The sequence below is a fragment of the Chryseobacterium sp. MYb264 genome (genome assembly GCF_035974275.1).
Taxonomy (GTDB): Bacteria; Bacteroidota; Bacteroidia; order Flavobacteriales; family Weeksellaceae; genus Chryseobacterium.
The window spans coordinates 5,124,726-5,138,413 of sequence record NZ_CP142422.1 but is presented as its reverse complement, the minus strand read 5'-3'; the positions used below and the strand labels follow the sequence as shown (position 1 = coordinate 5,138,413).

10 protein-coding genes are annotated in these 13,688 nt (G+C 37.6%); 3 read left to right on the top strand and 7 right to left on the bottom strand.

Translation table 11 applies throughout. From position 1 onward, the window contains the following. Positions 1-44: 44 nt before the first annotated feature. From VUJ46_RS22500 to VUJ46_RS22470, 7 genes are all read right to left on the bottom strand, one after another. Positions 45-3,650 (bottom strand): choice-of-anchor L domain-containing protein, encoded by a 3,606-nt coding sequence (locus VUJ46_RS22500; RefSeq protein ID WP_326982886.1) that lies wholly within the window; start codon positions 3,648-3,650, stop codon positions 45-47. Positions 3,651-3,823: 173 nt separating this feature from the next. Then, a complete protein-coding gene (locus VUJ46_RS22495; protein ID WP_326982885.1) occupies positions 3,824-6,190 on the bottom strand; it encodes a choice-of-anchor L domain-containing protein in 2,367 nt (788 codons plus the stop codon). 199 nt (positions 6,191-6,389) lie between these two features. Next, positions 6,390-6,941 carry a DUF1003 domain-containing protein gene (locus VUJ46_RS22490; RefSeq protein ID WP_326982884.1) on the bottom strand — a complete coding sequence of 184 codons (552 nt, stop codon included), beginning with the start codon at positions 6,939-6,941 and terminating at the stop codon, positions 6,390-6,392. An 11-nt stretch (positions 6,942-6,952) separates the two neighbouring features. Next, entirely contained in the window at positions 6,953-7,723 is a 771-nt protein-coding gene (locus tag VUJ46_RS22485) for a TIGR02757 family protein (RefSeq protein WP_442784939.1), read from the bottom strand. Positions 7,724-7,729: 6 nt separating this feature from the next. Continuing rightward, on the bottom strand, positions 7,730-8,644 hold the full coding sequence (locus tag VUJ46_RS22480) for a ribonuclease Z (protein ID WP_326982883.1): 915 nt from the start codon (positions 8,642-8,644) through the stop codon (positions 7,730-7,732). 137 nt (positions 8,645-8,781) lie between these two features. Then, positions 8,782-9,357, bottom strand: coding sequence for an RdgB/HAM1 family non-canonical purine NTP pyrophosphatase (gene rdgB / locus VUJ46_RS22475; RefSeq protein WP_442784938.1), 576 nt, complete (start codon positions 9,355-9,357; stop codon positions 8,782-8,784). A gap of 111 nt (positions 9,358-9,468) precedes the next feature. Continuing rightward, positions 9,469-10,299, bottom strand: coding sequence for a CPBP family intramembrane glutamic endopeptidase (locus VUJ46_RS22470; protein ID WP_326982882.1), 831 nt, complete (start codon positions 10,297-10,299; stop codon positions 9,469-9,471). A 113-nt stretch (positions 10,300-10,412) separates the two neighbouring features. Here VUJ46_RS22470 and VUJ46_RS22465 point away from each other — a divergent pair, with 113 nt between their 5' ends. The 3 genes from VUJ46_RS22465 (at position 10,413) to VUJ46_RS22455 (ending at position 13,398) form a co-directional block, all read left to right on the top strand. Further along, entirely contained in the window at positions 10,413-11,099 is a 687-nt protein-coding gene (locus VUJ46_RS22465; protein WP_326982881.1) for a hypothetical protein, read from the top strand. Between the two features lie 3 nt (positions 11,100-11,102). Continuing rightward, positions 11,103-11,843, top strand: a complete 741-nt coding sequence (locus VUJ46_RS22460; protein WP_326982880.1) for a hypothetical protein — start codon at positions 11,103-11,105, stop codon at positions 11,841-11,843. A 367-nt stretch (positions 11,844-12,210) separates the two neighbouring features. Beyond that, positions 12,211-13,398, top strand: a complete 1,188-nt coding sequence (locus VUJ46_RS22455; RefSeq protein WP_326982879.1) for an MFS transporter — start codon at positions 12,211-12,213, stop codon at positions 13,396-13,398. Positions 13,399-13,688 lie beyond the last annotated feature (290 nt).

Genomic DNA, 13,688 nt, shown 5'->3' with positions numbered 1-13,688 from the left:
TAGAAAGACTTTTGAATTATAATGTTTTTAATTTTAACTAATTGTTAATTCCTGTTTTTAAGTAGAATCCAGCCAGAGCGCTGCTCCGTTTTTTTACTCGCAGGATTTTCCCACTGTACTCGGTACCAATAGGTAGCAGTCGGTAACACAAGCCCTTTCACAGTCCCTCTCCAGACTGTATTTCCTTTCGAGGCTTTAAATATTTCAGCACCATATCTGTCGAAAATAGATGCAGAGAAATTATTGTAATTACTGATTCCTGTAAAATCTACCTCATCGTTTACTCCATCATAATTCGGTGTGATGGCATTTGCCACAACAAATGTAAAATATTGCAATGTTGTACTACATTTCGCACCAATGACTCTGACCATAAAATTGTAATTCGCATTATCCAAAACATTATAGAATACATTTGAATTTTGCCAAGTTACTCCGCCATCAATAGAATATTCTAAAGTACCACCTGTTGGGTTGGTTGCAGTAAGCGTAAGTATATGATTTTCGTAGCCTACATTGGTAAATTGCGGTAAATTCGGATTCAATAACTGTGCTGAGAATGTTTTAGAACAAACTCCGTTACTGATCGTCACAGAATAAGGTCCCACCACATTTGTAGAAATAGTTTGCGTTGTTGCTCCGTTACTCCAAAGATAAGTATAGTTCGGACCTGCACCAGCATCTAAAATTCCGGTATCTCCCACGCATACATACACATCCTGTAAAGTAGATTCAATTGCTGGAACAACTTCGATTTTAATCGTTGTAGGATTTGCCACCTTACATCCATTTCCTCCTAATGCAAATACTTCATAAGTCGTTGTTGTTAATGGTGTCACAGTTTGAGTTGGTCCATTTCCTGGCAGACCGATCCATTCATACGTAACACCTCCTGAAGCCGTTAATGTAATCGTTTCTCCGGCACAAATTTTACTTTTTGAAGCAGCTAAAATTGCTACTGGCGGTCCAACAATTACCGTTACCGTCGCAGGCGTTCCAGATACGCATCCGTTAGCTCCAATTGCTGTTACTGTATAAACAGTAGTATTTGTAGGAGATACAGTTTGAGTGCTTCCTGTTCCTGTAAGACCATTTCCCCAAATATAGGTAGCCCCCCCCGAAGCTGTTAAAGTAACTGACTCTCCCGCACAAATCTGAGGAAGCGATGAGGTTACCGTTGTTACCGGAGGCGTAGTATCTTTAACAACGTTTACGCTAATAGTATAAGTACAAGTTAAATTTTGTGGTTGTGTAACATTTGTTACCGTTAAAGTATATGTCCCGCCTTGATTAACAATCGGAGTTAAAGTATTGGCACCCGAAACAATATTTCCCGTACCTGATGTTGTCCATAGAATTGTAGAACCCGCAGGAACTACAGAAGCAGAAGCATTCAAGGCAACTTGAGTTGTCGTACAGGTAATTGTCTGAGGAGCTGCCACCACAAGATCCGTAGCTGCCGTTCTTATCAATTGTAAAGTGACCACATAGCTACAACCCCCATTTTTAACCAAAACATAGATAGTTTGATTCGCTGCACTTTGATATGCAGTAGGCGTTGCAATGGTATTTGCATTTCCTGCCAAGGCATCAGCCTGAACAAGATAATAAGCAAAAGTAACACCCGCCACCGTTGTCATTTGTGGTTGTGCCGAGGTTAAATCATAAGTTATATTTCCCGGTTGATAACATTTGATCAAGGAAGCATTGCTCACCGTGATAGGCTGAGAAACTTCAATGGTAATCGTTGCTGGATTTTGAGAAACACATCCGTTTGCACCCACTGCCGTTACAGTATAAATTGTCGTTGTCGTAGGTGTTACCGTTTGCGTATTCCCTGTTCCTGTAAGACCTTGCCAAGTATAAGTTGCTCCTCCACTCGCCGTCAAAGTAACAGATTCACCCTCGCAAATCTGAATTTTGGAAGCCGTAAGACCCGTTGAAGGCGGCGCGCTGTCTCCTGTAACCGTGATTGAACCTGATGCTGAACAAATTGTATTTCCCGGCTGATAGGTATTGGATATCGTTAAAGTATAAGTTCCCGCCGTATTAACCACCGGATTTAAAGTATTTCCCCCGGAAACAATATTTCCTCCCGTGGTCGTCCAATTGAATACAGCGCCTGCAGGATAGGTTGAGGCCGAAGCATTCAAAGTAATCTGAGAATTAGCACATGTCAGAACAGTTGGCGGAGCAATCGTAACGGTTGACTGGGTAGCTTTGACCAATTGCAGTTGGGCAATTTTGGAGCAGAACCCATTTTTTACAAGTACATAGATTGTCTGATTTCCGGGACTTGAAAAAGAGGTTGGTGTAGCGATGGTATTTCCATTTCCCGCTACCGCATCAGCCTGATTTATATAGTATGAGAAAGTAGCTCCGGGCGTTGTGCTGATGGCAGACTGAGCAGATAGTAAGTTATACAACGGATTGCCGGGTACATAACATGCAGTTAAAGTCGCATTCTGTACCGTAGGAGATGTTCCCCCAACTACGGTAACAGTTGCCGTTCCCGGACATGTATTTCCGGGTAATAAAACCTGAACAGAATACGTGCCCGGCGCTGTAGCCGTGTAAGTGGCACTGGTTTGCCCTGAAATAGCTACATTATTTAAAAACCACTGGTATACGGCACCGGAACCTTGTACAGATGCAGTAAAAGTCTGTGGAGTATTGTCACACATATTAACTGACGAAGGCAACTGAACGCCTGCGGGATCCAGAATTTTAACCCCTATATTAAAGGAGCCTGCTTCCAGGAAAACTCCCGAATCATAATTAGAATCCTGATAATCAGCTAAAACCATTTTAAAATGATACGCCACTCCCGGTGTAACGTTAGCCTTAGCTGTCAAAGGAATGGTACGTCCACTGAAATTCGTTTCGATATTAGACGTATTATACCCTCCAAAATAACCGGCATTCACTGCAGGACAATCTAAAGGAGATCCGTTAAACTGTGTATTCGGACGGATATTGGTAACACTTACAGGTCCTGCTCCTCCAGGCAAAACTGCCATATTGGTATAAGGCCCTCCGGAAACCGGTCTTAGAAGTAAGGCAAATCCGTCCCCAATGGAGCAGGGATAGTTACTTTCATATTCTTCAGAAGCAAAAATATATCTGAAGCTAACTTCGGTAGAAGTGGGAACAAAATCAAACTCAATAAAGGTTGCATCTCTAAGATCTGAATTACTAATACCCAATGCATTGGCAAGATCAACATCCCCCATCGTAGGCAAGCCATCATTCAACTGACCCGACTGAAAGGCATTTCCCGCTTTCCGGGCATGTCCCGTAGTAAGTATAATTCCTTTATCGAAGGGAAAAGCAGTCGTCCCCTTATTGAAAAAGCCCCAGCTTCTGCCCAGATTGCTTGCTGCTAAATTAGGAGAAACAACCACATTGCTTACATTGGCTGTGGTACAGGTAGAACCTCCGGAAATTAATACCTCCTTTACCAATTGGGTAATACTGTAATTAGATTCCGGATACGGTGTGGTATTAACATCTATAAAAGTTCCGGCCTTCATTGTAGAGGGCGTTGCTTTTTGAGTACTTCCCATTTTTCTGTTTTGAGAAAAAGCAAAAGTACTTACAAGAGCCATCCCTAAAGTTAAAAATAAACTTCTTGTCCTCCTATTTAACATTTTATATTATTTTAAACAAAAATACTATTTTTTTTGATTTAAATTTAATTCTATAGAATTTGTATTATTAGTAATATATTTTTATTTATGAGTCAATAACAATTTTACTTTTCACGATTAAATAAAAAAAGACTAACAAATCTGTTAGTCTTTTAAATTATCAAGTGAATGACTTATTCTATATTTTTCAGTAAAATCCAACCCGTTTTTACGGTTAACTGCTTGCTGGCAGGATCCTCAAAAGTCACCTGGTACCAATAAGTTGCTGTTGGAAGACGCTTACCCTGGAAATATCCGTCCCAGTAAGGAGTCATTTTACTGGCCGTAAAGACCGTCTTTCCATAACGATCGAAAACAAAACCTTTAAAATCCTTATATTCACTTACCCCTCTGAAATCGATCATGTCATTAACATTATCTCCGTTTGGTGTAATCACGTTCTGCATAACAAAAGTGAAATATTCTAAAAAGCCTACACAACTTGTATTTTTAACTCTTACCCTGATCTGAATCACCTTATTTCTCGGAACTCCCGAAAAAACATTTGAGTTCTGCCAGGTCACTCCATTATCAACAGAATATTCCAACGGGCCGTTACTCGGATTACTTGCCGTAAGCGTCATGACTCCGTTTTCGTTATAATCTACTTTAATAACCTCCGGAATAATAGCTCTGATTACCTGAGTAGTATACGATTTTGTACAAACTCCATTCGTAACTGTTACCGTATACGCCCCGGGAGTACTCACTGTAATTGTCTGTGAGGTATCTCCTGTATTCCATAAATAGGTATGATTAGGCCCTGTACCTGCATCTAAAGTAATCTGATCACCTTCACAGATCATCCCACCTTTTAAGTCAGAGGTAATTGCCGGAACTACCTCTATGGTGATGGTAGCAGGCGTTACAGATTTACATCCCTGTACTCCTAAGGCATCCACTGTATAGGTTGTGGTCTGGGTTGGGCTTACTGTTCTTACAGCTCCTGTCGCAGAGGTATCTCCCCATTGGTAAGTAGCGCCTCCGGAAGCTGTTAAGGTAACAGACTCTCCAACACAAATTCTTAACCTGGATGCATTAAGCTGGGCAATAGGTAAATCCTCTTTATTCAATGTTAAAGTAACCACTTTACTACAAAAAGCTCCATTGGAAACAAGCACGTATAAAACCTGACCGTCGGTTCCGTTGTAAGATGAAAGCGTTGAGTCGGGAATAAATGTGTTGTCCTGAGCCTGTGCTCCACCTTGAGTCGTATAAAAACGGAATACAGCCCCTGTAGTTGTACTGATTAGAGGTTTAGCGTCATTTAAATTAAATGTACTGTTGGTTGGCGTTGAACATAGCTTCAGACTGGCATTCTGAGCCGTTGGAGTCGTCCCACCCACAATAGTAATCACAGCAGAGCCTGGGCAGTTGTTTCCAGGAACAGAAATTTTCACCTCATAATCTCCCGGAGAAGTGGCAACATAAGAACCTGATGTTGCACCATTGATTGCCGTACCATCTTTAAACCATTGATAAAGCATCCCTGGTACCGCAGCTACCTGGGCAACCAAAGTTTGTGGTGTATTGTCACACATTTTAACTTCATTAGGCAGTAAAACCCCATTTCCGTCAACAATTTTAATACCGATATCAAAAGATCCACCTTCGATAAAAACAGCAGAGTCAAAACTCCAGTCTCTGTAGTCAGATAAAACCATTTTGAAATGATAAGCAACGCCGGGTGTCACATCAGCTACCGCTGTTAATGGCACTGTTCTCCCGTCATAATTGGTCACAATATTTGGGGTAGAATTATACCCGTCAAAGTACTGTTCGTTAATTGCGGCACAACCCCCAAATCCCGTGATGAGCGGGTGGATATTGGTCATTGCTACGGGACCTGCATTATTAGGCAGAACAGCCATATTTACATAAGGTCCTCCCGAAACCGGTCTTATTAATAAGGCAAAAGCATCCGAGTACTGACAGGGATAACTTCCTGAATATTCCTCAGAAGCAAATAAATAATTGAATTTTATCTGATTGGAATTCGGCACAAAGTCGAACTCCAGCATTACATTATCATTATAATGATTACTGGGCGTTGGATTAGGAACAGCGGCCAGAAGATCCGGGTCATCCACTCCTGCCCCAGGTATCGTATAACTTGCCCCTGAAGCCACATTTCCCGCCTGTCTTGCCATTCCGGTGGTTAAGACAATACCGTCTGTAAAAGGAAAGTTGGTCGTTCCTTTATGAAAATATCCCCAAAAGCGGTCATTATTAGAAATAGGCTGGTTGGGTGTTATCGAAACATTGCTAACGTCCGGAACCGAACAGGTAGACCCCCCATTGATCAGAATATCTTTCACCAGCTGCTCCGGTGTATAATTTGATGGTGCATAACCGGCCGCATTCACATCAATAAAAACACCCGCTTTATTGTTTGTAGAGTTGACAATGTTCTTAGGGTATTTCCTCTGAGAGAATAAAGATGCTGAAACAAATAATAGCACTAAGAGAAAAAGGTAATTTTTTAGTCTATACTTTAACATTTTATTGTTGTTTGTTCAAAAATACTACTTTTTTCGATTTAAAACGCATCCTAAATGTTATAATTAACAACAATAATTCAAATTATTTAAATTCTAATCCGTTTTTAATTTTGTTTTAATTTGAAAACAAAAAAGACTAATCTGCGATTAGTCTTTTTTGTAAATATATTATTTGCATATTGGTCGAGCAGGTATAGATTTAATCTTTTTTCAATTCATCAATCATATCCTGCAGCTCCTGAATTTTATCTTTCAATGCCTTGATCTCGTTTTTATTTGAATTCACATTGCTTTTCAGCATCACCGTTTTTGCCCTTTCGCTATGATCTTCATCATCTTCCTCTTCATTAATTTCTTCAATATCCTCCTGAATATCTTCAATATCTTCATTAATCCCTTCAATATCTTCACTTATTTCCTCGATATCCTCGCTAATCTCTTCAATATCCTCACTAATTTCCTCGATATCTTCCTGAATATCCTCAATATCTTCCTGAATATCCTCTATCTTCTCATGACTTTTATTCACAGACATCTGTATAAAAATCGCAAGATAAATAGCCTCCAGAGAAACTACCGTTGTAAGGATCAGCAGCATTTTATCAAATTCAACCAGATGCAGCAGCGGAAGCAGGAACGAGACAATGAAAAATAAGGTATGAGCGATGAGTGAAGGAATAGAGCCAATCCACCACGTAATTCCGTTCGCGATCTTTTCTAAGATCTCAGTTTTTTCAGAATAGCTTTTCATTGCATGTTTTTTTATAATAATTCCTTGGTTACCCCCAATCCAAACAATGCGAAATCATATTTGGCGGGATCTTCTGCATCAAACTGCCTGATCACAAGGTCCAGCTCCTCTACGGTTTTCCAGTCGTTCTGCGTTCGGGTAATCAGCCCCAGTTTTCTGGAAATATTTCCCGTATGCACATCTAAAGGTATGGATAAATTTCTTTGGTTAATGCTTTCCCAGATCCCAAAATCCACGCCTCTCTTATCTTTACGAACCATCCATCTCAGAAACATGATGATTCTTTTTGTGGATGAGTTTTTATAAGGCGAACTCACGTGCTTGTGCGTTCTGTGCTTTTCAATACCTAGAAATTGGGTTCTGAACCTTTCGATAGCATGCGAAAAATTGATTTCTGAATCATTTACCTTAAACAAATTTTCCAGTGTATTATTTTCTGTATAAATCCTGTTAAACTGACTGATAAAATAAGAAAAATCTTCCCCGTTAAATGTCCGGTGAATACTTTGATCCCTGATATCGTCCAATTCTTTCTCAGAGTAATTCATCACGAAATCGTAGGGAGAATTCCCCATGATATCCAGCATTTTTTCAGCCGAATTGATAATTGATTTCCGGTTTCCCCAGGAAATAGTAGCCGCCAGAAAACCCGCAATCTCTATATCTTGTTTCAAAGAAAAACGATGCGGAATCTGAATCGGATCATTGTCTATAAACTCAGGATCATTGTATTGATCAGCCTTTTCATCTAAGAAGACTTTTAATTCTTCAAATTTCAACATAAATTTTTAAATTTTCACAGGCTCCAGAGCCTTCGGTAAAAAAGTATTCGGGAAAATAGGTCTTGCCTCATCTGTAAATACCGTATAATCTCCGTAACGATTCGAAAAATGCCCAAGAATCAACTTCCCAACCTGTGCTTTCTGTGCGATGGTTGCTGCTTCCAGCGCGGTGGTATGCCCCGTATAATCTGCCATTTCTTTTAAATCGTGCAAAAATGTTGATTCATGATACAGAACCGTCGCATTTTTAATGATCGGGATAACACTTTCCAAATATCTGGTGTCGCTGCAAAAGGCATACGAAACAGGAGACGCAGGATCTGTCGTCAGAATTTCATTCTTCAGAACATAGCCATCGCTCAACACAAAATCTCTTCCTGCTTTGATATGATGGTAATCACAGGATTCTATTTCACTGTATTTCGCAATCTCCTTCATGTTCAGATGTCTTTCTTTCGGTTTTTCTTTAAATAAATAACCGTTACAGTAAATCCTGTGATCCAAAGGAATTGTATATACCTCTACCCTGTTATCTTCGTATATTTTCTCAGAATAATCTTTATCCAGCTCATGATACACCACTTCAAAGCCACGGTGGGTTTCCGTAATGGTAAAGATGGTGTCCAGCATTTTTTTTATTCCTTTAGGTCCATAAACATGCAGCGGAGTATCTCTTCCCAATAACCGGAAAGATGCAATCAGCCCCGGAAGACCGAAACAATGATCACCATGAAGATGTGAAATAAAAATATGATTAATTCTTGAAAATTTTGCCTTTGCTTTTCTCAGCTGTACCTGAGTCCCTTCACCGCAGTCTATCAGAAAAGACCTTTCTTCCATTTCCAAAAACTGTGCAGTGGGGGAAGAATTAATGGTAGGAATCGCTGAGTTAAAGCCTAATATCGTTAAATAAGTACTCAAATTAATTGTTTATTATAAAGACAAATGTACGGATTTAGGTTAAGAATCAGGTGGAGGCAAAGGTTAAAATTAAGGTCAGAATTTAGATTTATTTTCCTAATTCTGACCTCTGTCTTCATCTTAACCTCAGCGGAATTTTACTCTTTTCCCTTTAAGAAGTCCAAAAATAAATCCAGCGCCTGCTTTCTGTGGCTGATCTTATTTTTATCCCGCGGTTCCATTTGAGCAAAGGTCATGTCATAACCTTCAGGCACAAAAATAGGGTCGTATCCGAATCCTTTGAACCCTTTATTTTCAGTTAATAAATTCCCGTGAACTCTTCCGTCGAAATATTGAGCTCCATTTTGATCATAATAGCATAAAACCGTGATGAAATAAGCTTTTCTGTTTTCAACTCCTTCCATTTCGCTCAGCACTTTTTCAATGTTTTTAGCAAAATCGTGATCTCCTGCATAACGGGCAGAAAAAATCCCCGGTCTACCGTCTAAAGATTCAACCACCAAACCGCTGTCGTCGCCCAAACTTGGAATTCCTGTTTTCTCGAAGCAATATTTAGCTTTAATTAAAGCATTTGCATTAAAAGAATCGCCATCTTCTACAATTTCCTCATGAATATCATAATCTGTAAGGCTTTTCACGACAAATTCGTTTCCTAAAATCTGCTGAATCTCTTCTTTTTTATGTTCGTTGTGGGTGGCTACTAATAATTCCATATCCAATTTCATTTATTTAAATTTTATTTTTTGCTTAAACATAAATTGCACGAATAAAACCATTTCATCTTGTGAAATTTGTGAAAATATTCGTGTAATTAGTGTTTAAAATTAAATCTCATTGTAATGCACTTTATTCCTTTTTGTAAAAAGATATAAAAACAAAGAGAAAAGTACGAGCCCGATAGCCAGAACCATCCATTCAGAGACTTTAAAAGCTTCTGCAAAACTCTCGCTTTTAGTATACGTAATCAATAATGTTGAACATAAATTATTAAAACCATGCAACAACATCGGAAGAAGAAGAGATTTTGTTTTAAAATAAACCAGCCCCAAAACACAGCCCAATAAAATGGCACCTACCAGCTGCCACGGATTCCCGTGAACAACACCAAAGATTAGTGAAGCATACAGAATGGCTTTCCGGGGTTCCACCCCTTTATTGATCAGCCCTTTCTGGATAATACCTCTGAAAATAATCTCTTCAAAGATCGGAGCGCAGATTACCGCTGTGATTACCATCACCACAGGATCATCCGTTAACTGATCCATCAGCTGGGTGAAAAATTCATAGTATTTTCCGAAAAAAGGTCCTGTAGTCGGAATTTGTGAAGTAATGAATTCCCCAATAAACATCATCCCAATCATCATCGGGAAAATAAGCACATACGTGTAAAAGTTAGTAGGCGAAAAATTGAAATTAAGTTTCTTCCCCGTGGTTCTTCTCACAATAAAAAAATCAAAAAAAGCAATGGCAGCAATAAATCCGGTGGCATTAGCCAGCATAAAGAACCAATCTTTATACTGAAGGTTCTCTTTAAATACAAACATCCAGAAGACATTAAAAAAAGAAGTGACCGTTGTTCCTGCAAACATTCCAACCAAAAGGATCACTCCTCCAAGCCATGTAAACGTAAATTGAGGATATTTGCTGTTTTCCATGTTTTCCTGCTAATTTTTATTGAAACAAAGATAATTTTTTTGAATGCCTTTGGCAACTAAAAAAAGAAATACTTATTTTCGCCAGTACATCATCTTTTCAGCAAAACATTAATATGGAAACATCATTTCCAAGTATAAAATCCGAAACAAGTCCTTTTTTGACATTCCTCTTAAAAGCTACTTTTTTTATTCTTCTAATTTTCAGTTTCGCAATATTTTTTATTCTTCCGATTTACGGTATTTACAAAAGAGGATTTAAGGTAATGTTCTGGCCTTCTGTCATTTGTTTTGGCTTTTTATTTTTAATTTTAATTCCGGCCATTCATTATTATTTCATCAAAAGAAAGAAACTGGCGAAAGAAATCATCATCAATAAAGACGGAATTTTCCATTACAATTCAGATCAAAAAATCACCGAAAAAATCTTGTATTCAGACCTTTGTCATTCTGATCGATTATTTGACATCAATACTTTCAACTCTCGCTCATCAGGTATATATCCGCTTCTGGAAATTTATGTCAAGTCTGAAAAAACGGATAAACAAATAAAACGTTTAGACATGAATTTACCTTTATTAGCCGTAAATAACAAACCCGTTTTATATGCACACTTTTTGCGAGGCATTCACACTTTTCGTCCTGATCTCAAAATAAGTCCTACTGTTTTTTCTGATTATTATATTGAAAAAGAAACGTGGACAGTCAATAAAAAAGTAAAGAATAAATCCCTTTTTATCATATTTTCATTGGCGATCATCATTTGTGCACTTATCTTTTGGCTTGTATTCTCATTCACTTAAATTATGACAGACATCAAAGAAAAATTTCCGGCAATGGAATCCCAAATCAGTTACTCATCCAGGATTTTTGGAGCCATATTAATCTGGTTCATTATTGTAGTATTCGCAGGACTTTCGATTTTCACGATTTATGAATTATTTAGTCACGATTTGATAGATAATCTGATGAAAGATACCTCAACTTTATTACTATTAATCTTACTGGCGGTTGTTTGTGGGCTTGGTAGTTTTGTCATTGCTATCCATTTTACCCGAAACAGAAAACGAAATAAATACAGTGTATTGGTGAATGACCAAGGCGCTTTTATCTTTTCGCCGGATGGTAAAATTTCAGAAGAATTTTTCTACTCAGACTTATGTGCTGCAAAGGAAAATTATAAATCTGACATAAGCGTTCTGCTCAACTTTAAGCGTGTAAGCACAAAATTACTCGTCTATAAAAAAGACGAATCTAACAGAGTTCACGAACAAATTCTGAGTTTTCAGTGGGAATATCATCCATTGAAAAACAAATTCCAGCTTTACAGTCATTTTCTAAAAGGAGTACAGATTTTCCGTCCTGATATAAAAATTCAACCTAATACTTTGGTATACTTTAAACTGATGCCTCCGCCTGAATTAACGGAATCTCAAAAGAAATATGATAAAATATTCAATATCGCCTTTTATATCTTTGGGATTATCATCCTGATATTCATTATTTATGTTATATGGATGTTCATCAAGATCTTTTTTTACAAGTAAAACCATTCACTTATTTTTTTAATTCTATTAAAGCTCATTGATTTAATTATTTTTGATTTATAATTATTAAAACCAACCCATTTGTAATAAAACCACTTTAGGATTTGTTATAAATGAACTCATTTTAATTAAATACTTATTAGATTTCATTTCAAATAAATCTAATGATAATAAATCCTGACAAGGATTTAATATAAAGTACATCTCCTGCAAATAATCCTTGTATTATTTTAGCTAAAATAAGAAGAGGTATATCCTTTTCATCATTATCTTTAAGAAAACAGGTGAAAATTTCATATTATTTTAAGGAAAATTTCTCTTCTAAGCTATTTTTATGGAGTAACTTTGCACCGTAATTTTTTTTCACATGGATAGTTTAGTAAATCGGTCAGAGAATGTTAACTTATCCTTGATTACTTATGTATGTTTTACGTTTGTAGGCTACTTTATCATAGGATTGTCTCTGTCTGTTCTTCCGATTTTTATTAATAAAAGTTTAGGATTTAGTTTAGTAGTGGCCGGATTGGTCATCAGTTTGCAATATGTTTCCACATTTTTTCTGAGGGCATATTCGGGTAAAATTATTGATGGTAAAGGTCCGAAACCTGCTGTATTATTTAGTATGGTCAGTTTTTCTATGACAGGACTCTTTCTAATCATTGCGTATTATTTCAAATTCTCTCCCTTCATCAGTCTTTCGTTTTTAGTGGTTACACGTTTACTCACGGGCTGTGCCGAGGGAATGATCGGTGCAAGTCCGATCAACTGGGCGATTATGGCAGTCGGAGAAAAACATACCGCAAAAATTATTTCTTACAATGGTGTTGCCTGTTACGGAGCTTTGGCCATCGGTGCGTCTTTGGGAGTTATGATTGAACATGAATTCAGCTTATACGGAATCGGGATTCTTTCTATTATTCTAGGAATTTTAGGATTTCTCTTTGCCAGAACTAAAGAAAATAAAACCAATACCAATCCTCAGGAAGCCCAGTCTTTCTGGAAAGTTTTGGGTAAAGTAGCCCCTTTTGGGGTTTGTCTGGCTTTAGGCGGAATTGGTTTTGCAAGTATTTCAACTTTTATCACCTTATATTATAACTATTTTCATTGGAATAATGGCGCCTTATGCCTTAGTATTTTTGGCGGATTGTTTGTAGCAGGAAGATTGGTTTTCAGTAATGTCATCAACAATTATGGAGGTATTAAAGTCGCTATTGCCTGTCTTATTGTAGAAACCATCGGACTTTTAATTATTGCCTTCGCAACGACTTCTCAAATGGCATTGTTAGGGGCGGGTGTTACCGGCTTAGGATTTTCGTTAATATTTCCTGCTTTGGGTGTTGTTGCGATTAAAAGCGTTTCACCATCAAGTCAGGGTTCTGCATTGGCAGGTTACGGACTTTTCATTGATCTTTCATTAGGTGTTGCAGGACCATTAATTGGTGGCGTAGCCGATATCTATGGAATGAGCTATATTTTCCCTTTCAGCGCAGGAATGGTTTTCGTGGGATTGGGACTGGCTTATTTGCTTAAAATAAAATCAAGGCTTAAACACTAATTGCACGGATATTTCTGCACGAATATCACAAATTTTATAAAAACGTTTTTAACCACCAAAGACTTAATACATTAGTTTTTTAAGGTTAAATTATTGCGCATATAAAGAACACATTAGTTAAAAAATCAAAGATTTTTTTCTTTAAGAGCTTTGATTATCTAATAATATCTACTCACACATCTTTTGTTTCTTTTGTGGTTAATTTTTAAATTTTAAATCGTATTTATTCGTGTAAAAATTAGTGTTATTTGTGTTTAGATAAAATCAATTTTCAGGATTCGACAAAATTC

Excerpts from the sequence above, each read along its gene's own strand:
- VUJ46_RS22500 (WP_326982886.1), bottom strand. The coding sequence starts at position 3,650 with ATGTTAAATAGGAGGACAAGAAGTTTATTTTTAACTTTAGGGATGGCT.
- VUJ46_RS22495 (WP_326982885.1), bottom strand. The coding sequence starts at position 6,190 with ATGTTAAAGTATAGACTAAAAAATTACCTTTTTCTCTTAGTGCTATTA.
- VUJ46_RS22490 (WP_326982884.1), bottom strand. The coding sequence starts at position 6,941 with ATGAAAAGCTATTCTGAAAAAACTGAGATCTTAGAAAAGATCGCGAAC.
- VUJ46_RS22485 (WP_442784939.1), bottom strand. The coding sequence starts at position 7,723 with ATGTTGAAATTTGAAGAATTAAAAGTCTTCTTAGATGAAAAGGCTGAT.
- rdgB (WP_442784938.1), bottom strand. The coding sequence starts at position 9,357 with ATGGAATTATTAGTAGCCACCCACAACGAACATAAAAAAGAAGAGATT.
- VUJ46_RS22470 (WP_326982882.1), bottom strand. The coding sequence starts at position 10,299 with ATGGAAAACAGCAAATATCCTCAATTTACGTTTACATGGCTTGGAGGA.
- VUJ46_RS22465 (WP_326982881.1), top strand. The coding sequence starts at position 10,413 with ATGGAAACATCATTTCCAAGTATAAAATCCGAAACAAGTCCTTTTTTG.
- VUJ46_RS22460 (WP_326982880.1), top strand. The coding sequence starts at position 11,103 with ATGACAGACATCAAAGAAAAATTTCCGGCAATGGAATCCCAAATCAGT.
- VUJ46_RS22455 (WP_326982879.1), top strand. The coding sequence starts at position 12,211 with ATGGATAGTTTAGTAAATCGGTCAGAGAATGTTAACTTATCCTTGATT.